The 24842-nt window shown below is 58.2% G+C and carries 26 protein-coding genes; 21 read left to right on the plus strand and 5 right to left on the minus strand.

Annotated features, from left to right (window positions below):
- The 8 genes from GX181_01365 to GX181_01400 all read left to right on the plus strand — a co-directional run.
- On the plus strand, positions 1 to 323 hold a 323-nt coding region (locus GX181_01365; GenBank protein NLM70595.1), incomplete at its 5' end, for an S-adenosylmethionine:tRNA ribosyltransferase-isomerase.
- Positions 324 to 345: 22 nt separating this feature from the next.
- Positions 346 to 1662 carry an AmmeMemoRadiSam system protein A gene (gene amrA / locus GX181_01370; GenBank protein ID NLM70596.1) on the plus strand — a complete coding sequence of 439 codons (1317 nt, stop codon included), beginning with the start codon at positions 346 to 348 and terminating at the stop codon, positions 1660 to 1662.
- Positions 1653 to 2672 (plus strand): AmmeMemoRadiSam system radical SAM enzyme, encoded by a 1020-nt coding sequence (gene amrS, locus GX181_01375; GenBank protein ID NLM70597.1) that lies wholly within the window; start codon positions 1653 to 1655, stop codon positions 2670 to 2672. Before amrA ends, amrS begins: the two co-directional genes overlap by 10 nt.
- 22 nt (positions 2673 to 2694) lie before the next feature.
- Entirely contained in the window at positions 2695 to 3717 is a 1023-nt protein-coding gene (gene mltG / locus GX181_01380; protein ID NLM70598.1) for an endolytic transglycosylase MltG, read from the plus strand.
- Positions 3714 to 4064, plus strand: coding sequence for a DUF4911 domain-containing protein (locus tag GX181_01385; GenBank protein NLM70599.1), 351 nt, complete (start codon positions 3714 to 3716; stop codon positions 4062 to 4064). Before mltG ends, GX181_01385 begins: the two co-directional genes overlap by 4 nt.
- Positions 4061 to 5422, plus strand: coding sequence for a TldD/PmbA family protein (locus GX181_01390; protein NLM70600.1), 1362 nt, complete (start codon positions 4061 to 4063; stop codon positions 5420 to 5422). Before GX181_01385 ends, GX181_01390 begins: the two co-directional genes overlap by 4 nt.
- Positions 5423 to 5792: 370 nt before the next feature.
- Positions 5793 to 7976, plus strand: coding sequence for a DNA translocase FtsK (locus tag GX181_01395; GenBank protein NLM70601.1), 2184 nt, complete (start codon positions 5793 to 5795; stop codon positions 7974 to 7976).
- 2 nt (positions 7977 to 7978) lie between these two features.
- On the plus strand, positions 7979 to 8689 hold the full coding sequence (locus GX181_01400; protein ID NLM70602.1) for a thiamine diphosphokinase: 711 nt from the start codon (positions 7979 to 7981) through the stop codon (positions 8687 to 8689).
- Positions 8690 to 8703: 14 nt separating this feature from the next.
- Here the strand turns inward: GX181_01400 and GX181_01405 are convergent, their stop codons facing one another.
- Positions 8704 to 8898 (minus strand): 50S ribosomal protein L28, encoded by a 195-nt coding sequence (locus GX181_01405; protein ID NLM70603.1) that lies wholly within the window; start codon positions 8896 to 8898, stop codon positions 8704 to 8706.
- Positions 8899 to 9003: 105 nt separating this feature from the next.
- On the opposite strand from GX181_01405, the gene xseB reads away from it, so the two are divergent.
- The 13 genes from xseB to rsfS all read left to right on the plus strand — a co-directional run bounded on the left by xseB (position 9004) and on the right by rsfS (position 20323).
- Positions 9004 to 9234, plus strand: a complete 231-nt coding sequence (gene xseB, locus GX181_01410) for an exodeoxyribonuclease VII small subunit (GenBank protein ID NLM70604.1) — start codon at positions 9004 to 9006, stop codon at positions 9232 to 9234.
- Positions 9231 to 10145 (plus strand): polyprenyl synthetase family protein, encoded by a 915-nt coding sequence (locus GX181_01415; protein NLM70605.1) that lies wholly within the window; start codon positions 9231 to 9233, stop codon positions 10143 to 10145. Before xseB ends, GX181_01415 begins: the two co-directional genes overlap by 4 nt.
- 2 nt (positions 10146 to 10147) lie before the next feature.
- The gene (locus tag GX181_01420; GenBank protein NLM70606.1) at positions 10148 to 12058 is read left to right on the plus strand and encodes a 1-deoxy-D-xylulose-5-phosphate synthase; all 1911 of its coding nucleotides are present in this window, start codon (positions 10148 to 10150) and stop codon (positions 12056 to 12058) included.
- Positions 12000 to 12839, plus strand: a complete 840-nt coding sequence (locus tag GX181_01425) for a TlyA family RNA methyltransferase (GenBank protein NLM70607.1) — start codon at positions 12000 to 12002, stop codon at positions 12837 to 12839. Before GX181_01420 ends, GX181_01425 begins: the two co-directional genes overlap by 59 nt.
- Positions 12836 to 13717, plus strand: a complete 882-nt coding sequence (locus GX181_01430) for an NAD(+)/NADH kinase (GenBank protein NLM70608.1) — start codon at positions 12836 to 12838, stop codon at positions 13715 to 13717. Before GX181_01425 ends, GX181_01430 begins: the two co-directional genes overlap by 4 nt.
- Before the next feature lie 5 nt (positions 13718 to 13722).
- Complete coding sequence (locus tag GX181_01435; GenBank protein ID NLM70609.1) at positions 13723 to 15366, plus strand: AAA family ATPase; 1644 nt, start codon at positions 13723 to 13725, stop codon at positions 15364 to 15366.
- 168 nt (positions 15367 to 15534) lie between these two features.
- Complete coding sequence (rplU, locus tag GX181_01440) at positions 15535 to 15852, plus strand: 50S ribosomal protein L21 (GenBank protein ID NLM70610.1); 318 nt, start codon at positions 15535 to 15537, stop codon at positions 15850 to 15852.
- Positions 15853 to 15854: 2 nt separating this feature from the next.
- Positions 15855 to 16196, plus strand: coding sequence for a ribosomal-processing cysteine protease Prp (locus GX181_01445; GenBank protein ID NLM70611.1), 342 nt, complete (start codon positions 15855 to 15857; stop codon positions 16194 to 16196).
- Positions 16180 to 16467, plus strand: a complete 288-nt coding sequence (rpmA, locus tag GX181_01450) for a 50S ribosomal protein L27 (GenBank protein ID NLM70612.1) — start codon at positions 16180 to 16182, stop codon at positions 16465 to 16467. The genes GX181_01445 and rpmA overlap by 17 nt, the downstream gene beginning before the upstream one ends.
- A 148-nt stretch (positions 16468 to 16615) precedes the next feature.
- Entirely contained in the window at positions 16616 to 17986 is a 1371-nt protein-coding gene (gene obgE, locus GX181_01455; GenBank protein ID NLM70613.1) for a GTPase ObgE, read from the plus strand.
- A 76-nt stretch (positions 17987 to 18062) separates the two neighbouring features.
- On the plus strand, positions 18063 to 18665 hold the full coding sequence (locus GX181_01460) for a nicotinate-nucleotide adenylyltransferase (GenBank protein NLM70614.1): 603 nt from the start codon (positions 18063 to 18065) through the stop codon (positions 18663 to 18665).
- Positions 18662 to 19933 carry an LCP family protein gene (locus tag GX181_01465; GenBank protein ID NLM70615.1) on the plus strand — a complete coding sequence of 424 codons (1272 nt, stop codon included), beginning with the start codon at positions 18662 to 18664 and terminating at the stop codon, positions 19931 to 19933. Before GX181_01460 ends, GX181_01465 begins: the two co-directional genes overlap by 4 nt.
- Positions 19934 to 19963: 30 nt before the next feature.
- The gene (rsfS, locus tag GX181_01470; protein NLM70616.1) at positions 19964 to 20323 is read left to right on the plus strand and encodes a ribosome silencing factor; all 360 of its coding nucleotides are present in this window, start codon (positions 19964 to 19966) and stop codon (positions 20321 to 20323) included.
- Positions 20324 to 20725: 402 nt separating this feature from the next.
- On the opposite strand, the gene GX181_01475 is transcribed toward rsfS, so the two are convergent.
- From GX181_01475 to yvcK, 4 genes are all read right to left on the minus strand, one after another.
- On the minus strand, positions 20726 to 21532 hold the full coding sequence (locus tag GX181_01475) for a triose-phosphate isomerase (GenBank protein NLM70617.1): 807 nt from the start codon (positions 21530 to 21532) through the stop codon (positions 20726 to 20728).
- 20 nt (positions 21533 to 21552) lie between these two features.
- Positions 21553 to 22743 carry a phosphoglycerate kinase gene (locus GX181_01480; protein ID NLM70618.1) on the minus strand — a complete coding sequence of 397 codons (1191 nt, stop codon included), beginning with the start codon at positions 22741 to 22743 and terminating at the stop codon, positions 21553 to 21555.
- A 29-nt stretch (positions 22744 to 22772) separates the two neighbouring features.
- Positions 22773 to 23504, minus strand: a complete 732-nt coding sequence (gene whiA / locus GX181_01485; GenBank protein ID NLM70619.1) for a DNA-binding protein WhiA — start codon at positions 23502 to 23504, stop codon at positions 22773 to 22775.
- 222 nt (positions 23505 to 23726) lie between these two features.
- Entirely contained in the window at positions 23727 to 24842 is a 1116-nt protein-coding gene (yvcK, locus tag GX181_01490) for a uridine diphosphate-N-acetylglucosamine-binding protein YvcK (GenBank protein NLM70620.1), read from the minus strand.

Below are 24842 nucleotides of genomic sequence, written 5' to 3' on the forward strand. Positions count from 1 at the left end.
CGGCGGAACTGGTCCGCGAGACGAAGAGGCGGGGCGGAAGGGTGATCGCATCCGGCACGACGGTGGCGCGCACGCTGGAATCGATGGCAATCCCCGGGGACGTAATCCGGTCCGGGAAGATGGAGACAGGGCTCTTTATCTATCCGGGCTACGAGTTCGTCCTCACGGACTGCCTGCTGACCAACTTCCATCTTCCCAGAAGCTCCCTGCTGATGCTGGTCTCGGCGTTCGCGGGCCGCGATGTCATCAAGAGAGCCTATGAGACGGCGGTCGATATGAGATATCGTTTCTTCTCTTTCGGCGACGCCATGTTCATCCATTGATCCGGACCAGGAGGTGTATGAGATGTGGTACTGGGAGTGCTTCACACCCCACCCCCCGATCATCATTCCCCAGGTGGGCGGAGGTAGGGAGCAGGAGGCCTCGGACACGATCGAGGGCATGAAAAAGCTCTCCGAGCTGACCGGCCGAAATGCTCCGGACAACCTGCTTGTCCTTTCCCCTCACGCGGACTTCGCAGGTGGACTGACCCTGTCGCTCGCGGAGCGATATTCAGGCGACTTCTCCAGGTTTATGGCCCCCTCGGTTCGGCTGAGTTACGATGGTGCCCCGGAGGAGGGGGAGCAGATGGCCGACTTCCTTAACGACGACTTTCACATAGTCGCGAGGAGATACGGAGAGTGCCCGCTCGACCACGGCAGCCTGGTGCCTCTTTTCTTTCTAAAGGGCTCGCCAAGGCTGGTCGTGGCGAATCCGATAGGGCTTTCGCCGGCGGAGGCCTTCAGCCTGGGACAGGCGCTGGCGGAGACGAGACCCGGTGGGAGCTGGGGGCTCCTTGCGAGCGGCGACCTGTCGCACAGGGTGATCCCAGGCGCCCCGGCGGGCTACTCTCCGTTCGGTGAAAAGTTCGACGGGATGATAGTCGAGGCATTCGAGAACAACGACCCAGGCGACCTGCTCTCATTGGGAATGCGCGAGATAGGCGAGGCGGGGGAGTGCGGTCTTCGCTCGGCCCTTGTTTTTCTCGGGCTTGGAGCGAACAGGAGTATAAGAAACCTGTCTTACGAGGCGCCCTTCGGCGTGGGTTATGCCACGGCTTTCGCGTCCTTGCACGCCGCGCCATCCCTGGCACGCACCGTGATCGAGGAGGGGGTGCGTTTCGGCCGAAAGAACGCCCTCGACGCGGCCTCGAAGTTCGCCTCTTTCCCGGAGCTTAAAGAGGAGGCCGCCTGTTTCGTCACTCTGAAAACACATTCCGATGCGGATGTCGATGGCAGCCTGAGGGGCTGCATCGGCACCATCCTTCCGTCCTGCGCCACCCTGCTGGAGGAGATAGCGGAGAACGCCCTCTCCGCCGCGACGCGAGACCCCAGGTTTCCCCCTGTAAGAGTCGAAGAGCTGGATAGTATAAGCGTCTCAGTGGACATACTCTCCCGCCCTGAGAGGGTCGCCGGAACGGAATCGCTGGACCCGGGGATATTTGGAGTGGTCGTGGAGAAGGACGGGCTCAGAGGGGTGTTGCTGCCGAACCTCGACGGCGTGGACAGAGTGGAGCAGCAGCTTTCGATAGCCGCACAAAAAGCCGGTATCCACTCCCTCGACGACGCGAGGATATCCAGGTTTTCCGTGCACAGAATTGCGGAGGAGGAGAGATGGCGTTAGCCGGTCCGTTGCATCTACACCAGGGGCATGACGCGAGGTGGTGGCGCTTTGAAGGAGAGTCCGCCCGATGCGTTCTGTGTCCGCACGCCTGCCTGCTCTCGCCCGGAGAGAACGGGCGCTGCGGCGTCCGAATCCACCTGGAGGGCAGGGGCCTGGTCTCCACCAACTACGGAAAGCTCGCCTCCCTCGCGGTGGATCCTATAGAAAAAAAACCACTGTACCACTGGAAACCGGGCACTTCGACACTCTCCCTCGGCTCCGTGGGCTGTAACATGAGGTGCCCCTTCTGCCAGAACTGGACACTCGCCGAATGCTCCCCGTCGGTCTCTCTTCACGAGACGGCCCCCGACGCCCCCGCGGAGCTGGCGGCAATGCACCGCGCCTCGTCCGTCGCTTTCACCTACAACGAGCCGCTCACCTGGCTCGAGTTCATCCTGGACACCTGTCTCCACCTCGAGGAAAGGGAGATCCCGGCTGTGCTTGTCAGCAACGGGATGATAAACGGCGCGCCCCTGAAGGAGCTCCTACCGTACCTGTCGGCGGCGAACATCGACCTAAAGGCCTTCACTTCAGACGCCTACCGTTTCATGGGCGGTGAGCTGGAGGGCGTCAAAAATACGATAAAAGCCCTGTCGGAGGCGGGGACGCACCTGGAGGTCACATTCCTGCTCGTACCCGGGATCAATGACGACATCGAGGCCTTCGAACGGATGACATGCTGGCTTTCGTCCCTTGATCCCGTCCCGGTGCTGCACATCTCGCGCTACTTTCCGAACCGTGAGTGGACGGCCGGAGCCACGCCCATCGACCGGCTTTTCGAGTTCGTCGGGCTGGCATCCGAGAGATTGCCCTGGGTCTACACCGGGAACGTCGATGACGAGGCCGTCACAAAGTGTTCTTCGTGCGGAAAGACGCTCATTCGAAGGCGAAGGTACGCCATTGTTGAGAATAATTTAGACGAAGAGGGGAGATGTTCCTTCTGTTCATCGAAAACCCCGATCATAGTGTGAGGAACGCCGGAAGGGACGCGCAATGAGGACAAGGACAATCCTCTGCTTCATATCCTTTACGCTCCTGCTGGGGCTCCTTGCAGGTCTCGTGCTCCTCTTCCCGGAGCATGTCCCGTTCACGCTGCCCGAGGGGAGGGGAGAGAGGCTCCCCGTCTCTATAAGGCAGGGAATGAGTGCCAGGCAGGCGGCCGAGGAGTTCGTCGGGGCCGGGATCATAGGAGAGAAGAGCGCTAAATCCTTCTCAAGGTGGATGAGCTGGTTTTCCATCGACAGAAACCTCAGGCCAGGGCTCTACCACATCAGGAAGGGTTCGTCATGGGAGGCCGCCCGCCAAATGAGGGAAGCACAGCCCGAGGTATTCTCCGTGACTCTCCTGCCGGGTACGGATGTCCTCAACTTTGGAGAACTCCTCTCCAGAGTCCTTATGACGGATAAGGATCTAGAAGAGTTGATGGCCGACGAGTATCTATTCCCGCAGGAGTTACGGCCTCTGCTGCCCGACACGGCGGAGGGGCGCCTGGCCTTCCTCTTCCCCGAGACCTACCGCCTCTCCTTCCCGGACGCGAGAGAGCTTGTGCAGGCATCGGCCTCCCTGTGGTGGAGGCAGGTGGGGTCCACGATACCAAGCAACAGGAGGGACAAAAAGACATTCGAAGAGCTGGCGATATGCGCGTCCCTCGTCGAGCGGGAGGGCAGGAACGATACGGAGCGGCCCCGCATAGCCGGCGTGATAGAGAACAGGATCAGAGACGGGATGCAGCTCCAGATCGATGCCACGGTGGTGTACGCCTGGAAGAAGGAGGGGAGGGAGATCACAAGGGTGCTGTTCAAGGACCTGGAGATAGACTCCCCATACAACACGTACAGGGTGAACGGACTCCCGCCAGCTCCCATCTGCCTACCCTCCGGAGCCTCGTGGAGCGCGGTGCTGAACCCGGAGGGGCACGACTACCTCTACTACGTGGCCAAGCCCGACGGAGAGCACCTGTTCGCCAGGGACTACGCCGAACACCAGAGGAACATCAAGGCGGCCCGCTCAAAATGACGGACATGGTCTCCGAACGATCTTTCGCCCCGGACATGGGGCATATCTCGGTTCGCCTTCCTGCGGAGCAAATAGTGTTGCTGAGCTGGATAGTCTCCGAATACGACGGGATCGGCTACGTCAAGACGGAGTCCGTGGCATTGAACTATGCTACCAAGAACGCCGTTGGACTTGAAGCGTTGAAAAACGGGAAGGTTTCTCTCTTTTTTCCCGATGAGAAGCGAAGTGACGTGATAGAATTGATTTGCGCACTGCAAAATGAGGGCTTCGATCTGACCGTCCTCCCGGAGAGGGCGGGCGCCGAATCCGCGACACATGAACTGCTGGAGGCATCCGATCTTCAATGAGTATAAACGCAAAGCTTGGGGATGTTTTAAAAACCGTTGTACAAAGTGGGGCCGACTTCGCCGATATCTACTTCGAGATCTCGGCTTCCCACTCCTATTCCTTCGAGAGCGGCGCAATGGAGGAGATATCATCATCGTCCTCCGAGGGGGCGGGCGCAAGGATCATCCGCGGCGAGGAGACGTCGCACGCCCATTCGCCAGGAGTGAACCTGTCGTCAGGCTTCCTTTGTCTAAGGGACGCCGCTCTTGGCAGCGGACTCGCACTTGAAGACCGGAGGTTCCCCTCCATCCGGGTCATGGAACCCGAATCGCGCTTTTCCCCGCCCGAACACTCGTTTTTTCACGAGATAAACAGGCGCCTGCAGGACAGCTCCATTTGGATACGACAGATATCAATGAGCCTGAACACCGCCTCCAAGAGGTTCAACGTCTTCAACAGCGAAGGGGTCGTCGCGGGGGATGAAAGACGTTATACTATCTTCTCCGCCGAGGTCGTCGTCGAAAAAAACGGGGTTATGCAGACTGGTTATGAATCGGAGGCCTACTCGGTCGACAGCGTCGAGTTCTTCAAGTCCTCGTCTCCATTGAAGATCGCGGAGACCGCCCTTGCAAGAGCCCTTATGATGCTCGACGCCCCGATGTGTCCGGCGGGCATGATGCCCGTGCTTCTGTCGGGAGAGGCCGGGGGCACCATGATTCACGAGGCCTGCGGGCACGGCTTCGAGGCGGATATCATTCAGAAGGAATTCTCGGTATACCGCGACAAGATCGGCAAGACGGTAGCGAGTCCGCTGATCAGCCTGATCGACGACGGGACCATACCGGGATACCTTGGAAGCGGCGTCTGCGACGATGAAGGGACTCCATGCAGACGCAACGTTCTGATTGAAAACGGGGTGGCGAAGGCCTATATAAGCGATGTCACCACTTCAAGAAGGAGCGGTATCCCCTTGACTGGCAACGGGCGCAGAAGCTCGTACAGGGCGACGCCGCAGCCGAGAATGACTAACACCTTCATAAGCCCGGGGAAATCATCGCCGAAGGAAATGCTCCGCTCCATCGAAAGAGGGCTTTTGGTCAGAAAAATGGGAGGCGGTGAGGTCAACCCGACCTCCGGTGATTTCGTCTTCCACGTCACGGAGGGGTATCTCGTCGAAGACGGCAAGATTGTGCATCCCGTTCGAGGCGCCGTTCTCGCCGGGAACGGGCCGGATGTCCTGATGGATATCGATGCCGTCGGCGACGATCTTCACTTCCTTCCCGGCATATGCGGAAAGTCCGGACAGAACGTGCCGGTAACGGATGGTCAGCCCTCTCTGCTGATCCGGAAAATTACCGTTGGAGGTGCTCAGGCCTGAGATGAAACGGTCCAGCGGCAAAAGAAGCAGGTCCTCGAGGTCAAAAAAAAGGTACGTCCACACGAAGACCCCTAAAAGAGAAAAGGCGAGCGCTCTGACCCTCTGGGCCGAGGTGCTGGTCTTCCTATTCTTCTCGTTCATCCTGTACTGCCTCGCCTCCCTCTTCTCCATAAAGACCGGCTCGTGGGGGGAGTCAATCCGCTTCTCCCTCCTGAGGAACTGGGGAGGCGCCATCATAATTCCCATTCTCTTCTGCGGACATATCTGCGTGTCCTTCTTTTTAAAGACCGGGTTCAAGGGGCTGCTGTCCCAGGTTGCCGGTACCTTCTCTCTTTTTATATGCACTGCGTTGCTCTTCGGCCTTTTCGAGATGGCGGGGCTCTTTCAGAATTTCTCCATATTCACGCCCGGCTACCTGGGTAAGGGGCTAGCCATCTTCTTCACCAGGCATATCGGACTTATCGGGGCCATGCTTTTGGCCGCCGCCTTTCTTCTGCTCTCGGCGACACTTTACGGACTTATTCGACCCGCCTCCATAATCGGCAGGATCTCCGGCGCGGCAGGCTTCATACGCTCCCTGGTTCCGTCGCGCGCAAAGGAGCAGAACCGTCGCTACATCGACCCTCGATTCCCCGATGACGATATGGAGGATATCCTTTCGCAGCCTTCCCGCTTCGTCCTGACAAAGCCAAAGCCCTACGGGTCAAGGTATGACTCCCGGGACGAGGCAATGGACAGAGAAATCTCGGAGGAGCGGGACCATCCCCTGTACTCGCCCGAAATACCTGCCCAACGGCCAGAGGTTCCGCCGCTCCAGGACGAGCCTTTGCACGAGGAACCGGCCGAAAGGGAGGAGTCCCAGCCTGACTACCTTGACGAAATCCTCAAGACCGACGGAATCGGCAGGCCGCAGGAGGATATGGGCACAAGCCCGGAGATGAGCGACGAGACGGAGGACCTCTTCATACTGAGGGGCCCGGACGAGTTCACGGACGAAGGATTGCCCGTTCACGACGCAGGCTTTGATTCCGAACAGGGCGAGTCCGACGACCCGCACGCCCTGCCGGATATCGAGTTCAACGAGATGGAGGCGAAAAAGCGGTTGATGCCAGGCACCTTCCCTCCGCCGCTGGACCTCTTCGGCCCGAGGCAGGAGCTGGGGGCTGCAGAGGATCACGAGGTTGTGAGGGAGCAGGCCGTCTCGATAATCGCCACTCTATCGGACTTCGGAGTGGGGGCGGAGATGGCGGATATCGTGGTCGGGCCGACCGTAATCCAGTTCCAGCTCCAGCTGGCGCCGGGAATAAAGGTAAGCAAGGTCTCAGGACTGAGCAACGACCTCGCGGTCGCCCTCACGGTTCCCACGTTGAGGGTCGAGGCACCCATCCCCGGCAAGCCGTACGTAGGGGTCGAAATACCAAACCCCAAGCGCAAGGGAATAGTCCTCCGCACTATCCTGGAGTCGAGGGCATTCCAGGAGTCAGAGAACGACCTTCCTCTTGCCATGGGCATGCGTGTAGACTCCCGTACGCTGGTGGTCGGCCTCGAGGATCTGCCTCACCTTTTAGTGGCCGGAACGACCGGATCGGGCAAGAGCGTGTTCATCAACAGCTGCATCACCGGGCTTTGCACCCATCGAAACCCTGAGGAGCTCAGACTGATACTGATCGACCCAAAACGGGTGGAGCTGAATATCTACGAGCATCTTCCCCATGTGCTCTCAAAACCCGTGGTCTCGTCGAAGAAGGCCGTTCAGGCCCTTGCGTGGGCGGTTCGCGAGATGGAGAACCGTTACGAGCTGTTCGCACGCTCCCGCGTCCGCAACCTGAAGTCGTACAACCAAAAAGTCCTTCCCAAGGCGAAGCTTCCCAACATAGTCATAGTGGTGGACGAACTGGCCGACCTGATGTTCACCGCGCAGAAAGACGTGGAGGACTACATCTGCAGGCTGGCGCAGATGGCAAGGGCGACCGGCATTCACCTGATCCTCGCCACGCAGCGGCCCTCCGTGAACGTGATAACCGGACTGATCAAGGCGAATATCCCCGCCAGGGTGGCCTTCACCCTGCCCTCCCAGACCGACTCGAGAACCATCATAGACGTGGCGGGCGCCGAGCGGCTCCTGGGCAAGGGAGACATGCTCTTCGTCAGCTCCAGGTACCCGCGTCCGCTTCGCCTGCAGGCACCCTACATAGAGGACGGCAAAAGCATAGAGATAGTGGAGTACCTGGAGAACATCTTCGGATCACCGGAGTATGTCGACATAGAAGCGCAGGGGCCTGGAGAGAGCACGGCGGGCGGGGAGGCGGTCTTCGCTGACGATCCTCTGCTTGAGGAGGCCGTGAACATCATAATGGACACGGGCATCGCATCCGCAAGCCGTCTCCAGAGACAGCTTCGCATAGGGTTCACAAGAGCTGCGAGGATGGTGGACTCCATGGAGAGGATCGGGATCGTCGGACCTCCTGACGGGTCCAAACCGCGGGAGATTCTCGTCGACGAGGAGACGGCGAAAGAGATGCTCTCAAGGGTTCTGTCGGGGGATTTCGAGTAGACGTGTTTTCCCTGGGCCTGCCTCGGATCGAGGCCCTCTTCGACGTAGATCTCCCGGAGCCCATACTCCTCGTGGCCGGAGGCAGAAAACCCGACGCCGATTGGCTGGCGGAAGCCTCGTCCGGGTTCCGGGTTCGCTGGAGCGCGGATTCCGGCGTCCTTGCCTGCATGGAGGCCGGGTTTCTTCCGCAAAGGCTTGTCGGGGACGCCGACAGCACCCCGGAGGACGTCTGGACCCATGCGGTATTGTCTGGGGTCTCGGTGACGAAGCACCCCGAGGACAAGGGCCTGACCGATCTGCAGCTGGCCCTTTTAGCGGCCTCGGAGGAGTCGGCGGGGACGCCTGTCCTGGTAACGGGTTGCTGGGGAGGGAGGTTCGATCATCTCTTCTCAAATGTCTTTTCTGTTCTCTGGGCTTTGGAACGGGGCACGCGCGTGGTGGCGCTGGCGGACGAGGTCGAGTTGATGCTGATTCTGACGGGAGGGGAGAGCGCGCTGATCAGGTTCACGGACGAAGTGCCCGATGTCTTCTCGCTCCTTCCGCTGACGTCGGAGTGCTCCGGCGTCTCTTTGAAGAACACCAGGTGGGAGTTGGAGGATTCCCTTCTGCTTCAAAAACATCCTTATTCAATAAGCAACAGAACCGAGGAGAAAGAAGTTCCAGTACGGTTGCAGAAGGGAATCCTTGGTGTATACTGCGGATGGTTCCGGTGATCGGCGAGGATTCCTTAAAGTGCTCTCTTGACTTTTCCTGAACGGAGACACCGGGTGCAAACTCTCATCCTGAGAGACTCACCGCCGCCGACGTCGGCCTTTACGCTTTTAAGGTTTATCAACCAGCGTCTTCGCGTATGACGGTTGGAGTGGCTCACGGCGTTTCCGGTCGCAGGACCTCTGCCGCAGCATTCACAAACTTTTGCCAATGATTTCGCCCCCTTGCTGCGATTAGTTTCTTTCAAACAGAGGAATATTAGCACAGAGACGTGACGGAGGCAACTTTTTTTCTTCCGGGGGAGGTTTCGATAGAGTTGAGTTTCAGCAAAAAAATGGAGGAACTGGATAGCATAGTTGCCCGCATCGAGAAAGGCCCGATGCCTCTGGAGGATGCTCTCGCCCTTTTTGAAAAGGGCGTGAAGCTGGTGAAAGAGTGCAGAGAGTACCTTTTGGAGGCAAAGGGAAGGGTCAGGGCTCTGACCGAGGAGGGAGAGCTGGTCCCCCTGTCGCAGCCCCTGGATTATGACGGGGAGGGCTCCCGATGAGAAAAAGACGATCCGACATCCCGTTTTCCGAGCAGATCGCCGAGGCTGGACAGTTCATAGAGGCGCGGATAGAGGACCTCTCAAGGGCCTTGCCACATCCGGCACCGGCAAGGCTGAGGGAGTCCATGCTGTATTCGTTGACGGCAGGGGGCAAGAGGCTGCGTCCTATACTCTGCATCAAGGCCGCGGAGGTCTTCGGTATGCCCTGGGAGAAGAGCTTCCCCCTCGCTCTGGGGTTCGAGATGATTCATACAGGGTCGCTGATCCAGGACGACCTGCCCTCTATGGACAACGACGAGCTCAGGCGAGGCAAGCCGACGAACCACGTGATCTTCGGCGAGTCGCTGGCGATACTGGCGGGAGACTCGCTGCTCGCGTGGGCCTTCGAATACCCTATAGCCAGGATGGTAAAGGCGAAGATCCCCTATTCGCGGATCTGCAGGGCCACGGAGATACTGGCCAAGGCGCTTGGTCCGTTCGGGTTATGCGGCGGGCAGGTGCTGGACACGGACCCGGCGAGCATGGAGGACGGGGATGACTTCCCCTTCAGGGTTGCGGCTCAGAAGACCGGCGTGCTGATAGCGGCCTGCCTGGAGGGGGGCGCCGTAATAGGAGGTGCGAGGCGCAGGGCTGCGTCCGCCTTCAGGAGTTACGGCATGCACCTCGGGATCGCCTTCCAGATTGTGGATGACATTCTGGACGTCACGTCGTCGGCAGAGGAACTGGGCAAGACCCCAGGTAAGGACGCCGTCCTCGACAGGAAGACGTTCGTGTCGGTCTACGGGGTGGAGGAGGCAGGACGACTCGCGCTTTCCGAGAGCAAAAAAGCGGTCGACGCTCTCAAGATTGTGGGAGGGGACACGGCCTTCTTCTCCGAGATGGCCGACCACCTGGTGGAAAGGACGCGATAATGATGACGGTTCTCAATCGGATAAAACACTACTCCGAGCTGAAGGGCTTCTCAACGGACGAGCTGAGGACCTTGGCCTCGGAGATCAGAGAGTACATAGTCTCGGTCGTATCGAAGACCGGAGGGCACATGGCGTCCTCGCTCGGGGCCGTTGAACTGACCCTCGCCCTGCTGCGAGCCTTCGACCCGGGAGAGGACAGGATCGTATTCGACGTCGGACATCAGACATACGCGTATAAAATTCTGACGGGAAGAAGGGACAGGTTCCCGACACTCAGGCAGTGGGGAGGCATCAGCGGCTTTCCCAAGCGATCCGAAAGCCCCTACGACCACTTCGACACAGGTCACAGCAGCACATCCCTGTCGGCAGCACTCGGGTACGCCAAGGCCAGGGACGTCCTCGGCGAGGACAACCACGTCGTGGCCGTGATAGGAGACGCGTCCCTGCTTAACGGACTGGCCTTTGAGGCCCTTAACTACACGAAGGACTCGAACACCAAGGTGATCTACATCCTGAACGACAATACCATGTCCATAAGCCCCAGGGTCGGAGGTTTCGCTACTCACCTCGCCAGGCTAAGCTCGAGCACCGCCTACAACTCCCTGAAAAAGGCCATAAAGGAGTCATGCTCCTCCCTTCCGAAGGGGCAGGCGCTCGAGAACGCGCTGGGAAAGCTCAAGGACCATATCAAATCCATCGTCAAGCCGATCAACGTCTTCGACGAGATGGACATCAACTACTGGGGACCGTTCGACGGACACAATGTCGAGGAGATCGAGTACGTGCTGGAGCTGGCCAAGAAGTACGATAAGCCGGTGCTCGTCCACCTGGTCACGGTGAAGGGCAAGGGCCTCGAGGAGGCGGAGAGGGAGCCCACGAAGTACCACGGAGTCCCTCCTCACGCCCCCAGGCCGGCCGAGCCTGGCTCGGTGCGCTCATGGAGCGAGGCGGCCTCGAGCGCAGTACTCGAACTCGCCGAACGAGACAGGCGTATCGTATGTCTGACGGCGGCCATGAAGTGCGGCAGCAAGCTCGAGGCCTTCGCGTCACGCTTCCCCGAGCGCTTCTTCGACGTGGGGATAGCCGAGAGCCACATGCTGACCATGGCGGCCGGAATGGCCGCGGGCGGACTGAGGCCGGTCGTGTTCGTCTATTCCACCTTCCTGCAGAGGGCGATGGACCAGCTCGTCCACGACATAGCGATGCAGAATCTCCCGGTGACCCTGGCGATAGACCGGTCCGGCCTGATAGGCGACGACGGGGAGACGCACCAGGGGCTGCTCGACATCTCCTGGCTGAGGCCCATACCCAACCTCGTTGTGACCGCCCCGAGGGACGAGGTCGGCCTGCAGTCCCTTTTCGAAATGGCCGTGCGCTACGACGGACCGGTCGCAATACGATATCCGAGAGGAACGGTCATCCCCTCGCTCAGGCGAACCAGGGACGACTCTTTCATCGACGGCCTTCCGGTCCCGGAGGTCCTAGAACCGGGAGAAAAGCTCGCCCTGGTAGGCTACGGCAAGACAGTTGATCTGATGCTGGAGGCGCACGAAATGATTGTGAAAGCCGGTGGTGTCCCTCCGACCGTCGTTGATCTGAAATGCGTAAAACCCCTTCCGGGATCGGCGATCGAGAGCCTGTTGCACGAGCACGAACTGCTCGTGGTGGCCGAGGACGGATACAAGGCGGGAGGAGTCGGAGAGGCGATAGCGACCCTGTCGAAGTCGCTGCAACCGGTCGGCCGTACGACCTCGGTCGTCGCCCTGGGCATTCCCGACCTGTTCGTCTCACAGGGCACCATGGCGCAGCAGGCTGAGTTCTGCGGGCTCACGCCGACCAGAGTGGTGAGAATGATTGAAGAGCACCAAAAAAGAGCGCATAGACAGGGTCATAGCGTCAAGAGGGCTCGCTGAATCCAGGACGGCCGCCCGAGGCCTTGTCATGGCCGGGAAGGTCTTTGTCTCCGGAGTACGGGTGGACAAAGCCGGCACGCTCGTAGCAGAGGACTCCTTGATAGAGATAAAAAGGGAGTCCGTCGAGTGGGTGAGCCGCGGCGCCCTCAAGCTGGTAAAAGCGCTGGACGTCTTCCGCGTGGACCCGAAGAACAGAATATGCGTCGATATCGGAGCGTCCACCGGAGGCTTTACGCAGGTCCTGCTTGCGAGGGGCGCCTCCAGGGTCTATTCGGTCGACGTGGGATACGGCCAGCTCGCATGGTCCCTCAGGAACGACGAGAGAGTAGTGGTGATGGAGAGGAAAAACGCCAGGGACCTTCGCCCATCGGACTTTGACGGCACGCCCGAAATCGCCGTGGTGGACGCGTCCTTCATCTCTCTCCGCCTGCTTCTTCCCGTGATGAACTCCTTCCTCCCGAGCGCCGGTGAAGCGGTGGCGCTTGTAAAACCTCAGTTCGAGATTGGCAGGGGAAGGGTGGGCAAGGGGGGAAGAGTGCGCTCGAAGGAGGACCACGTCGAAGTTCTGGACGGTATGACATCCTTCTGCGACAAGAAGCTAGCGCTAAAGCCCTCGGGGCTCGCCTTCTCACCCATAACCGGCGCGAAGGGGAATATCGAATACCTGCTTTATCTAAGAAAGACCGGCGATAGCGTCCCTACCACCCTCTCGTCAAGAGAGGTGGTGGAGGAGGCGCACGCCTTCTTTTCCGAAGAACGCGAAGAACGGAGAGAGCCATGAAGCACCCTTGCATTGGAATGCTCGTCAACACAAGGAAGCCCGGCGCGTTGAAGATGGCGAACACGCTCCTTCACTGGGGCAACGAGAACGGCGTCCAATTCCTGCTTCCTCCGCACGAGGCCTCGGTAATAGGAGTTCAAGGGCTGAGCGACGAGGAGTGGAAAGAGAGGGTCGACATCGCCCTTGTCATAGGCGGCGACGGGACCTTCCTGCGCGCGGCGCGATACGTGCTTGGGTCGCCGGTGCTTCTCTACGGAATAAACCTGGGACACCTGGGTTTTCTTGCATCGGGCAAAGCAGAGGAGGCGATCGACGACATCGAGTGCATCCTCAAGGAAGAGTACTCGGTTCAGACGCATAAAGTCCTCGATGGAACCGTCTCGAGGGACGGTCACGAGACCTACTCCCTGTACGCCCTGAACGACCTGGTACTGGCAAAAGGGGCTCTCGCAAGGGTAATGCATATAGAGGTCCATATCGGCGACAAGCTTTTGAGCACGATCCCGGCGGACGGTCTGATCGTCGCCACGCCGACCGGCTCAACGGCATACGCCCTCTCCGCGGGCGGCCCCATAATCCCTCCCCACGTACCTTGTATGCTGATAGTGCCGATATGTGCCCACACCCTCTATTCACGGCCAGTCGTAGCGGGGGAGGACGACACGATAACCTTGATACCGCGCGGAAACCACAGGGACCTCCTGCTGACTCAGGACGGACAGCTCGGGTATGAAATCTTGCCTGGAGACCGCATTGATATCTCTCTTAGCCGATCTCACAAGATCGACGTGATCATCCTGCCTTCCCGTAATTACTTCGACCTGCTGCAGGAGAAACTGCGCTGGGGCCAGGGCATCGTCACCTTCGAGAAGGAGTGACGAGCTTGTTAGAAGAGGTCTCGATAAAAAATGTAGGAGGCATCTCCCGTGCCTGCATGTCCTTCGAGCCGGGCTTCACGGCGATCACGGGCGAGAGCGGCGCGGGAAAGAGCAGCCTGGTCAGGGCCCTGGAGCTCATCGGGGGCGGCAGGAGCCAGGCCGTATTCATACGATCCGGGGAGAACGAGGCATCGGTGGAGGGCGTCTTCATCGAAAAAGAGAATGATCAAAACGAGGCGTTGACGACGGCTCGCAGGATCCTGTCAAAGACCGGCCGAAACCGCTGTTACTACCAGCAGGAGAGAGTGCCTTTCTCCGCCTTCTCCAAGCTGATGAACGACAGGATGAGAATACAGAGCCAGTTCGCGCAGATGGAGCTGCTGAATCCCAAGAGACAGCTGGACATAGTGGACTTCTGCGGAGGCGAAGAGATCGAGCGGATACGGCTCGCCCTCAAGGACTCATTCGATGAAGCCCTTCAGTGCGACAGGGAACTGAGGACGTTGAAAGCAAAGGAGAATGAGCAGAAACTGCGGTTTCAAGACGCGGAGGCGATAGTGGACGCGATCCGGCCGCTCGACATCTTCCCCGGCTGCGATATCCTGTGGGAGAAGGAGCTTGAGGAAAAGAGCCACTCCGCCCTGCAAGCTGCGAAGGTAAGAGGAATACTCCTGGAGCTGACGGGAGGCGCCGCAGGCGAAGGATTGCTCGCGAGGCTGGAGTCCCTCGGCCTTGAACTGATCCGGCGCCTCTCCCTGAACAGGACGGATGACGACGCTCGCTTCAACGAGGGAATTTCCTCCTTCCACTCCTTTTTCGATTCCATCCGGTCAAAGGTATCCGACTTGTCGCCCGAGGCGATCGAACTGGAACTGGGAGCGCTGGAGAAAAAGCTAGGCATCCTGAGAAAGGCCAAGCGAGCCGCAGGGACTAGAACCGCCGAGGAGCTGATCTCATGGACCTCGGAGGCCGAGAATGCGATCCTATGGCTAAGAGAGGCCTCCACCCTATCCTCTGCCCTCGTGGACCGGGCTAAAAGGCTTAGGCGCCAAACGAGTTCTTTGGCCATGGAACTCAGGGGGCTTCGCCAGAGCGCGGCCGGTCTGCTCGAATCATCGGTGAACAGGCACTTGAAGGACTTGGGCATGGCGGAAAGCATCTTTTTCGCCCGGGTCATACCCCTGAACAGGATCAGGAGCGACGGGGCCGACGATGTGTCCTTCACTCTGTCGTCAAGCGGCGCCCCGGAGACCCCGGTCGACAAGTCCGCCTCGGGAGGAGAGTTGAGCCGGATCCTGCTGGCTCTGCAACTCTCCCTTCCGGAGGAGACTCTTCCCCCTACGCTGGTCTTCGACGAAGTGGAGGCCGGTCTCGGGGGGAGAGCGGCTCTGCTCGCCGGCTACAAGCTTCTTGCCCTGTCGAAAAAAACCCAGGTCCTCCTGGTAACCCACGAGGCGACGATCGCGGCCCTTGCGGACTGTCATTATCACGTGCACAAGGGTAAAGAGGAGATCGAGATCAAAAGACTGGAAAAGGAAGAGCGAATTATCGAGCTCGCCCGGATGCTTTCAGGGGACTCCGACCTTCCGGAGGCGCGCGAACATGCGGAGCGACTTCTGCTGTCGGCTCGCATCGAAACACCCTTCTGACCGATCCGGAACGCCGATGAGACCGGCTTTCTACTGCTCATGGTCGCCGAGGTCATATTTGACAATCCCTGTCCTGCTTCGTATAATGCTTCGGTTGGAAGGAATAATCGCTCGGAGCGGGTAAAAGCGGAATCTCCGCACCTGAGGTCCGGCGGGAGGAGGAAAAGCATGTACATGATAGTTGAAACCTGCGGCAAGCAGTACAAAGTCCAGGAGGGCGACCTGCTCAAGGTCGAATCGCTTGGACTCGAGGAGGGCGCCAATGTAGTCTTCGACAAGGTGCTGCTGGTAGGTAAGGATGACGCGACCGTTGTAGGCGCTCCTTACGTGGAGGGGGCATCCGTGAGCGCGTCGGTAAAGCAGAACGGCAGAGATCCGAAGATTATAGTCTTCAAATACAAGAGCAAGAAAAACTACAGGCGTAAAAAGGGTCACAGGCAGCATTTCTCCGAGATTCGCATCGATTCCCTCAACTTCGGAGGATAGTCTTGACGGAGATCACCGTCGTTTACGACGGAAGGCGGCCGATTGCCCTTGATGCGAAGGGGCACTCGGGTTACGCCGAAAAGGGTGGAGACATAGTATGCGCCGGCGTCTCCGTTCTGTTGCAGACCCTTCTTTACGGCTTCGAACAGGTTCTGACATCGAATAGCTTCAAGTCGTTCGTGGATAAGAGAGAGACCGTCATGTCAATGGACTGGAGGTTTACTCCATTGAATGAATCGAGCCTGCTCGTGGAGGCTATAATCGGTTCGCTGAAGAATATCGCCCGGGATTATCCGGAGCATGTCCGAATTTTGGAGGTACAAGTGAATGAACAGGACTTTTGACCTGCAGTTCTTCGCCCACAAAAAGGGTCAGGGCAGCAGCGCAAACGGCAGAGACAGCGATGGGAAGAGGCTCGGAATAAAGATCTACGCGGGCCAGACGGTCAGGGCAGGCAATATCCTTGTGCGCCAGAGAGGCACTAGGATCCACCCGGGGAAAAATGTAGGACTCGGGAGGGACTACACGATCTTCGCCAAATGCCCGGGAAGAGTGCTGTACGAGACCAAGGGAAGAAAGAAAGTCGTTTCGGTCGTAATGGATGCGGCTGAATAGGCCGTTCCGAGTTTTTTTTCAACAAGGACCATCCAAGGGCCTTACCATCTCCTTAAGATCGGACCGTCTGTTTTCACATCGGTGCCCGCCCTTGGGGGGATTAAAAGGGTCCTTGATTTTTTAAGGGCGCTGATGCGCTGGTGATGTCATGAAATTTGTGGACTTTGCTAAAATTTCCGTCCGTGGAGGACGAGGAGGCGACGGATGCCTCAGCTTCCGACGGGAGAAGTTCGTCCCCAAGGGGGGGCCTGACGGCGGCGACGGGGGAAGAGGCGGCGACGTTGTTCTTCTGGCGACCGCGGGTTCCCTCACACTCGCCGATTTCGACTACAAAAAGCTCTTCCAGGGGGGCAACGGGGAGTCCGGCAAGGGCAGTATGAAGACGGGGAAGGCGGGCAAGGATACCATCGTGAATGTCCCCTGCGGCACGATCGTCTACGACGAGGATACCGGTGAAATGACAGCGGACCTCGTCGAGCCTGGAGACAGGGTGATTGTGGCCAAGGGAGGGCGCCCCGGAAGGGGAAACGCTCATTTCGCGAACTCCGTCAGAAAGGCGCCCCGTTTCGCGGAGAGAGGCGACGATGGCGAGGAATTTTCCCTGCTCCTGGAGCTGAAGCTGATAGCCGACGTCGCCCTGGTCGGCATTCCCAACGCCGGGAAATCCAGCCTTCTCTCGGCAATATCTTCCGCGCGCCCCAAGATCGCCGGGTACCCCTTCACGACCCTGTCGCCCAATCTCGGCGTTCTTTCCGTGGACGACCAAAAGATCGTGATCGCGGACGTTCCCGGGCTGATAGAGGGAGCTCACCAGAATCGGGGACTGGGCATTCTATTTCTCAGGCACGTCGAGCGAACTCGTTTTCTCGTGCACGTCCTTGACCTCGCCTCCGGCACGCCCGACGAGATAATAGAGCAGTGGCGGGTGATAAGAAAGGAATTCGAGGAATACTCCGATCTGGAAAAAGATGAAAACACCGACCTGCTGTTTCGAGACGACCTCCGGGAACGGCCGTATATAGTGCTTGGGAACAAGCTGGATCTGGATGCAGCCCGAGAGAACGATGCCAAGGTCAGATCATTTTTTGCCGGAGAGAATCTTCCATACTACTCGGCAAGCGCCCTGACCGGAGAGAATATCCAGGAGTTCATACAGGTCATAGCCGATTTCGCCAGGGAGACCGCGCGACACGAGGGACCGACCAGGCTAGTACCGTTGAAGACCGAGACGAGGGATCTGCCCGTAAAGAGAGGACGCCTGCGTCCCGTGTCCATAATCAGGCTTGAGGACGGCTCCGGATTCCGCGTGGTGCACTCAAACCTTGAAAAAACAGTCTCCCGTTACAACTTCGACCATGAAGACGCGCTGCCGAGGTTCGCCCGGCTGGTGAAAAAGTTCCAGATAGAGGAGAAACTTGAGGAAATGGGCGCCGTAAAAGGTGATAAAGTCTATATAGGTGACATAGAATTCGATTTCGAACCCGACATGGCTTTCGCGACCAAGTCGGGCAATAGGTGAAGTTTGTAGAGTTCAACCCGGAGGAGCCATCACCGTGTCAAACAAAAACAAGAATGTCCCAAGGAATATCGGAATCATGGGGGGCACTTTTGATCCAATCCACTTCGGGCATCTCCTCGCGGCGGAGGAGAGCAGGACGATGGTGGGGTTGGACGAGGTGATCTTTGTCCCGGCGGGAGATCCGGCTCACAAGAGGCTTCGCAGGGTCGCACCCAGCGAGAGCAGGTTTGTGATGACACTCTTGGCGACTCTCGGAAATCCGGATTTCACCCCGTCAAGAATCGAGATCGACAGGCACGAACCCAGTCATACGGTGGACACTCTTCGTGAGATGCAACACTGGTACTCTCCCGACGAGGTGGTCTTCTATTTCATCACGGGACTGGACGCAGTGATCAACATAACCACTTGGAAAGAATATGCCGAGCTCCCTGAACTGTGCAAAATCGTGGCGGTGAACAGGCCGGGTTATGCGAAAAAGGAGTTGGACGCACTTCCCCAAGAGCTGAAAAATGCGATCATCCCTCTGGAGATTCCTCTACTGTCCATCTCGAGCACGGAGATACGAAGGCGAGTAGAGGAGGGGAGAAGCGTAAAATACCTCCTCCCTGAAGCGGTGGAGCAGTACATCTTGAAAAACGGGCTCTACCGGAAGAACAGCAGGAGGACCGGGAGATGAAGATACTACGAATCGCCGCGATCGTACTCGTGATCATCGGGTCCGCACTTGCCGGAGCGGCGTTCAAGGTCAAAACGTTCGTCGAGCCGAAGCCTCAGACAATAAAGGAATCGATCTCCTTCGCCGAGGAGTCAGGAACGATAAACATTCTGCTCATCGGAATCGACGAGGTAGACGGAGGAAGACGAGCCGACGCCATCGCCTTCACCACAATCGACATAGATGGAAAGATCACGCGCTTCATGTCAATACCCCGCGACACACGAGTGCAGCTTCCCAGGAAGGGCTGGGACAAGATTGCGCATGCATACGCTTACGGAGGGGTGGACCTCCTTCGTGAAACGGTCGTCAACTACCTGGGTCTGCCGATAAATTACTACATCCTGGTAAACTACGACACCTTTCCGGCCATAGTGAACCTGATAGGCGGAGTAGAGATGGACGTGGCCACCAACATGGTCTACAACGACTATTCTGGAAAATTATTTATCAATATAAAAAAAGGGCGACAGCTGCTTGACGGGAAGAACGCCCTTCATTACGTTCGATTCAGACATGACGCGCAGGGAGACATTGGGCGAGTGAAGCGTCAGCAGGATTTCGTAAAAGCCGTGCTGGAGAAGCTGCAAAGCCCGTCTATGATTCCCAAGATTCCTGAGCTTGCCGCCAAGGTGATAGAGATGATCAACTCCGACATGACCCCCGCGCAAGGCCTTCAGCTCGCATCCTACATGGTATCGATGCCCAGTGAAAATTTTCACTTTTTTACTCTGCCGGGAAAAGCGGCATACATATCCAACCTTAGCTACTGGGTGGGGGACACGATGGCGGCGTCCAAACTCCTGACGGACATCCTCGAGGAGCATGACGATCCCGAGCCCGGCGAGGGAGAGGAGGGCATCCTGGCCGATACGGACAAGGTCGACATCGAGGCGATGGTCTCATCCATAAGCACTCCGGTCGCCGTACTTAACGGGGCCGGGACGGCAGGTCTCGGGAAGACCGTGGCCACGGCGTTGCAGAAGATAGGCATCGACGTGCAACACATCGGCAACGCGCGCCACTTCGACTATCGCTCGACCTCGATACATCTGCCCTCGAACCCGGCGGAAGAGGTGGTGGATACGGGCAAAACCCTGGCGACCCTGCTGGGCATAAGCTCCGCCCTTGTCTCCCGGACGCCGAATGTCACTCATGCCACTATTGTGATCGGCAAGGACAACTCTACGGTTTTAGGTCGTCTTGAGAAGCTTGCCAGCCGGAAATAGCGGCCGCAAAGACCTGAAGGAGGATGACTATTGAATAACCAGGAAACCGGGTTGAAGAAGTTCGAGTTTCTTTACGAGGCGCTCGCTGACAAAAGAGGATTTGATATCGTGGCACTGGACTTGGGGAACACCTCCGCGGTCTCCGACATATTCGTCCTCGTCACGGCCAACTCCGACCTGCACATGGACACTCTGAGAGACACCGCGCTCGAGACCCTTCGCCTTCACGGCTACAGCACGAAAACCGAGGGAAATGACAGCGCAAGGTGGAGGCTGATCGACGCTGACGAACTGGCAGTGCATATCTTCAACAAGAGCGGGAGAAGCTTCTACAACCTTGAGAAGATCTGGGGAGACGCTGATACCTACCGTTACGAGTACCAGGACTGACTAGTGAAGCCTCTTCCTGTCATCCCTACGACCGAACGGGCGGTTCTCCCGTTCGTGTCGATCCCTATCCAGAGGAGCCATAGGCGACTAAGAGAGATCTCATCTTGACAGCCGAGGTAAAACAAGAGATCCCTCCGTCGCTGCGCTCCGTTCGGGATGACAAAAAGGCAAGCGCTTCGATCGGGATGGCAAAAAGGCAAGCGCTTCGTTCGGCACGAAAAAATGGCGAGCTGCCGCTCAGAATGACATAAAAAGGGCGCCGCTCTGTCCGGGATGATAAATGCCGAACATCGCTCCTTTCGGTACGAAAGATGGGCGAGGTACCGTTCGGGATAACGGAAGAGCGGCGCTTCGTTCGAAAAAATGTCCTGAGAAATGTCCTATAATATATCTTATGTTACATTATGCCTCTGAATCGGCCTTCTTTCTGTAGTTCTCGTATATGGCCAAGAACGGCCCCACTTTCAGGGAGGCTCCTCCCACTAGCGCTCCGTCTATGTCGGGCTGAGAAAGCAGCTCCGCGGAGTTCGTCTCCTTGACGCTGCCTCCGTAAAGCACCGGGCAGTTCGACGTCCCTCCGAATCTTTCCTTGAAAACCTCCCTTGAAAAGGCGCAGGCCTCCTGTGCGTCCCCGGGCTCGGCGTTGCGCCCTGTCCCTATGGCCCATACCGGCTCGTAGGCCAGCAGCATGGCGGGGGCTCCTCCTTCGCCCGCGACCTCCTCTGGGAGTATGTCCTTGAAGGCCTCGCTCAGCTGGTGCTTTATCACGTCGAAGGTCCGCCCCGCCTCTCTCTGTTCGAGCGTCTCTCCGAAGCATAGGACGGGGACGAGTCCGCAATTCAGGGCGTATTTCAGCTTGAGAGCCACGGCATCATCCGTCTCTCCGAATATGCTCCTGCGCTCGCTGTGTCCTACCAGTATGTGAGTACAGCCGATAGCCAGTATCATGTCCATCGACACGGCCCCGGTGAACGCTCCCTTTTCCTCGGGCCATCCATCCTGCGCGCCCGCCCTGAAGAGTTCCCCTCCCGCAAGGGAAGCGACCACCGGCGCTATGGATATGAAGGGCGGGAATATGCCTATTTCAATCCTTTTCTCCCCGTAAAGGGGGCCCTTTGCGCCGGACAGAATCTCCTTGCAGAAGTCCTCTGCATCGGCAGGCAGGTGGTTCATCTTCCAATTTCCGTAGAGGTAGATCTTTTTCTCCATTATGAGTCACTCCTTCCGTCCTAATCGACCACTAGAGGTGCAATCCCCGGAAGGCTCTTGCCCTCGCAGAACTCGAGGCTGGCCCCGCCCCCCGTGGAGACATGCGACACTCCATCCTTGAAGCCGAGCTTCCTGGCGGCGGCGGCCGTGTCCCCTCCGCCCACTATCGACACTCCTCCGCCGGAGGTGCGCTTCACGACCTCCCGGGCTACTCCTTCGGTACCGGCGGAGAAAAGCGGGTTCTCGAAGACGCCCATGGGCCCGTTCCAGAGTATCGTGCTGGCAGAGGCTATCTTCTCGTTGAAGAGGGAGACCGTCCGCGGTCCGATGTCGAGCCCCATCAGGCCGTCGGGGATCTCGTCGGCCGGCGTCGGCCCCTCCGTCCGCTCGGCATCCGGGGAGGTGCCCGCCAAGACGTCCACAGGCAGAATTATGTCGGCTCCGAGGGACTTGGCCCTTTCAAGCATTTCGCGAGCGAAGTCCATCCTATCCTCCTCCAGCAGGGAGTTTCCTATCGAGCCTCCCATGGCCTTTATAAAGGTGAAGGCCATCCCCCCGCCTATCAGGATCGAGTTCGCCTTGTCCATCAGGTTCTCTATGACTCCGATCTTGTCCGACACCTTTGCCCCACCCAGGATGAGGACGAAGGGTCGCTTCGGATCGTGGCTCACCGCCGACAGCATCTCGACCTCCCTTTGAAGAAGAGAGCCGGAGAATGAGGGCAGTATCCCCATTATCGCGCTTGTCGAGGCGTCGGCCCTGTGAGAGGCGCTGAACGCGTCCATGACGAAGACTTCGAAGGGCTCGGCCAGTTTCCTGGCGAAGTCCACGTCGTTCTCCTGCTCCTCCTTGTAGAAGCGAAGGTTCTCCAGCAGAAGCAGCTCGCCCTGTCCAAGGCCGTCAAGGGAAGCGGTCACGGAGGGGCCTATGCAGTCGTCGCAGAACTTCACCGGGACCTCGTACACTCTCTCCGTCTCCTCTCTTGCAAGCGAGAGGGACATCTCGGGGACCCTCTTCCCCTTGGGACGGCCAAGATGGGAACAGAGGGCCACTCTTGCTCCCCCCTTCAAAAGGTCAGACACTGTCTCCTTATGCGCCAGGATGCGTGTTGAATCGGCGACCGAACCGTCCTTCAGGGGAACGTTGAAATCAACTCGTACAAGGACTTTCTTGCCGCTGATATCGTCCTTTGTAAAGCTTCTCAGTTTCATCCCATTTCACCTCCGTAATGTTGAGAAGATCATGATTTAGAAAAAACACGCTTGCCATGGCCCCGGGCCCCCGGTCTCGCCCGGTCGCGCCCTCCGTACGGGGAAGCTCCCACATGCTCCGCCATCTTCTTCCAACGATATTTTACCGTGCTCTTCGAGACCGGCGGGGACTGCATCCTTCCCAGCTCCCCCAATGTCGCGCTGGGATTGGAGAGGCGGGAGGAGACGAGGTCCTTCCACACGGCCGGAAAGAATTCGTACTCCGGGTGCTCAAGGGCGCACTTGGAGATCTCGATCTGGTTCGAAGAGGCCTCGAGGCTCTTCCTTATATTGGATGCATCGCAGTTGACAAGCTTGTTCGCCTGGTTTCTGAGAGAGCGGAAGATCGCGCGCTCCTCGAGGAAAAGAGTTGTCTTCATCATGTTGAAACCGGCCAGCATGTCTACGATGTTCTGCTGATCCCTGAGCATTATCTCGAATGCCCCCTGGAAGCGCCTCCTTCCCGCCTTGATACTTTTCGTCTTCAAAGCCCTGACGGCCCTCTCCTCTATCGAGGCGTCGCGCACTCTGAAACTAAGGTAATAGCCGGTCTTGGGCAGGTAGAGAGAGCCGCAGGCACCCCAAAGACCCTTCAACCAGCTCAGGCTCAAGGTCGTGCCAGTCCGCTCGTGAAGGTCTTCAAACAGGCGCGGCGGCATATGTAAAAAAACACGCCCCTTCATCGATCGGGGGATGCTGAGAAGAGACGCGAAGTCATACATATTTGACAAATCCGATTCCGGCCATAAAGTTCGCAGCCTTTTGAACACCCATAGTCGACCGCTAGAGCAGACTATGTCGCCTGATTTCGAAGTCCTTGCAAGTCCGTCGACAATCCCTCCTATCTCATCGACCGCCGCAGAAGGCGCAAAGGGTGCGCCCGTCCAATCATCCCATATGTTCGCAGTCGGAGAAATGCCGCTGGCCATGCCGCGCCACCTCCCTTACTCTTCATCCAGTTCCCTGCACAGACGGATGATTATTTCCGAAAGTGCCTGGCCGTTGTGACGAACGACATTTTCATCCATTATCCTGATAAAGTCACCGCTGATGATGCGGCATCCCATTCTCTCCAGCTCCCACTCTTCCTCCTCGTTCAGGTAAAGGGGCTCCGCGCCGTCCTGGCGATATCTTTCGACAAGGGGTTCGGGGATGTCCCCGTCGTTTACGAGAATATAGTCGGGCGTGGATCCCATCGCCGCGCTGACCCACCTGACGTGATCCAGAATTGAGAACCCTTGGGTCTCAAGCGGCTGGGTCATCAAGTTTGCAATATACACCTTCGGGACGTCGCTGTCGCGGAGTTTCTCCGCCACTTTGCGGATCAGCAGGTTGGGGATGATGCTGGTAAACAGGCTGCCCGGGCCAAGGGTGATTATATCGGCCTCGTCCAACGCGATCAGGACCTCCTTCAATGGTTTCGCGTCCTTTGGCTCGAGCCATATCTTCTCGATCTCATGGCCGTGTTCGGAAATCGACAGCTCTCCTTTCACACGGGTGCCGTTCACCGTCTCCCCCACTATGCACACGGACTCGGTCGTCACGGGCAGGACCCTTCCTCTTATGGCCAGAAGGTAGTTCATCTCCTCTACCGCCCGGCGGAAATCACCGAACTGCTCGGTTATCGCAAGAAGCATCAGGTTTCCCAAGCTGTGCCCTGCCAGCCCTCCCCTGTCGAAACGAAAGTCCAGCAGGCGTTTCAGAGCATTGTCGTTCTCCGCCAGAGCCACTATGCAGTTGCGCACGTCTCCGGGAGGCAGCACTCCCCATTCGTCGCGAAGTCTTCCTGAGCTGCCCCCCTCATCGGTCACGGCTACGACCGCGACGATATTCCGCGTAAAGCTCTTCAGCCCCTTCAGAAAGGTGGACAGCCCCGTACCGCCCCCGATGGCAGCCACGAAAGGTCCCATTGAAAGCCGGTACTCTATGGCTTTCGTCAGGGGCGTCTTTCTCTCCTTTGGCCCCCGTTGAAGCATCTCCCGCACCCGTCCCGAACTTCTTATCCTGAAACAAACGACCAGGAGTCCGGCAGTGAGCAGACCCAGTGTATAACTAACCAT

Source organism: Synergistaceae bacterium (assembly GCA_012521675.1).
In the GTDB taxonomy this organism is placed as follows: Bacteria; Synergistota; Synergistia; order Synergistales; family Aminobacteriaceae; genus JAAYLU01.

Excerpts from the sequence above, each read along its gene's own strand:
- amrA (NLM70596.1), top strand. The coding sequence starts at position 346 with ATGTGGTACTGGGAGTGCTTCACACCCCACCCCCCGATCATCATTCCC.
- GX181_01395 (NLM70601.1), top strand. The coding sequence starts at position 5,793 with ATGGCGGGGCTCTTTCAGAATTTCTCCATATTCACGCCCGGCTACCTG.
- GX181_01415 (NLM70605.1), top strand. The coding sequence starts at position 9,231 with ATGAGAAAAAGACGATCCGACATCCCGTTTTCCGAGCAGATCGCCGAG.
- rpmA (NLM70612.1), top strand. The coding sequence starts at position 16,180 with ATGAACAGGACTTTTGACCTGCAGTTCTTCGCCCACAAAAAGGGTCAG.
- GX181_01475 (NLM70617.1), bottom strand. The coding sequence starts at position 21,532 with ATGGAGAAAAAGATCTACCTCTACGGAAATTGGAAGATGAACCACCTG.
- obgE (NLM70613.1), top strand. The coding sequence starts at position 16,616 with ATGAAATTTGTGGACTTTGCTAAAATTTCCGTCCGTGGAGGACGAGGA.
- GX181_01430 (NLM70608.1), top strand. The coding sequence starts at position 12,836 with ATGAAGCACCCTTGCATTGGAATGCTCGTCAACACAAGGAAGCCCGGC.
- GX181_01465 (NLM70615.1), top strand. The coding sequence starts at position 18,662 with ATGAAGATACTACGAATCGCCGCGATCGTACTCGTGATCATCGGGTCC.
- GX181_01420 (NLM70606.1), top strand. The coding sequence starts at position 10,148 with ATGACGGTTCTCAATCGGATAAAACACTACTCCGAGCTGAAGGGCTTC.
- whiA (NLM70619.1), bottom strand. The coding sequence starts at position 23,504 with ATGTATGACTTCGCGTCTCTTCTCAGCATCCCCCGATCGATGAAGGGG.
- GX181_01390 (NLM70600.1), top strand. The coding sequence starts at position 4,061 with ATGAGTATAAACGCAAAGCTTGGGGATGTTTTAAAAACCGTTGTACAA.
- yvcK (NLM70620.1), bottom strand. The coding sequence starts at position 24,842 with ATGGTTAGTTATACACTGGGTCTGCTCACTGCCGGACTCCTGGTCGTT.
- amrS (NLM70597.1), top strand. The coding sequence starts at position 1,653 with ATGGCGTTAGCCGGTCCGTTGCATCTACACCAGGGGCATGACGCGAGG.
- GX181_01460 (NLM70614.1), top strand. The coding sequence starts at position 18,063 with ATGGGGGGCACTTTTGATCCAATCCACTTCGGGCATCTCCTCGCGGCG.
- GX181_01480 (NLM70618.1), bottom strand. The coding sequence starts at position 22,743 with ATGAAACTGAGAAGCTTTACAAAGGACGATATCAGCGGCAAGAAAGTC.
- GX181_01385 (NLM70599.1), top strand. The coding sequence starts at position 3,714 with ATGACGGACATGGTCTCCGAACGATCTTTCGCCCCGGACATGGGGCAT.
- rplU (NLM70610.1), top strand. The coding sequence starts at position 15,535 with ATGTACATGATAGTTGAAACCTGCGGCAAGCAGTACAAAGTCCAGGAG.
- mltG (NLM70598.1), top strand. The coding sequence starts at position 2,695 with ATGAGGACAAGGACAATCCTCTGCTTCATATCCTTTACGCTCCTGCTG.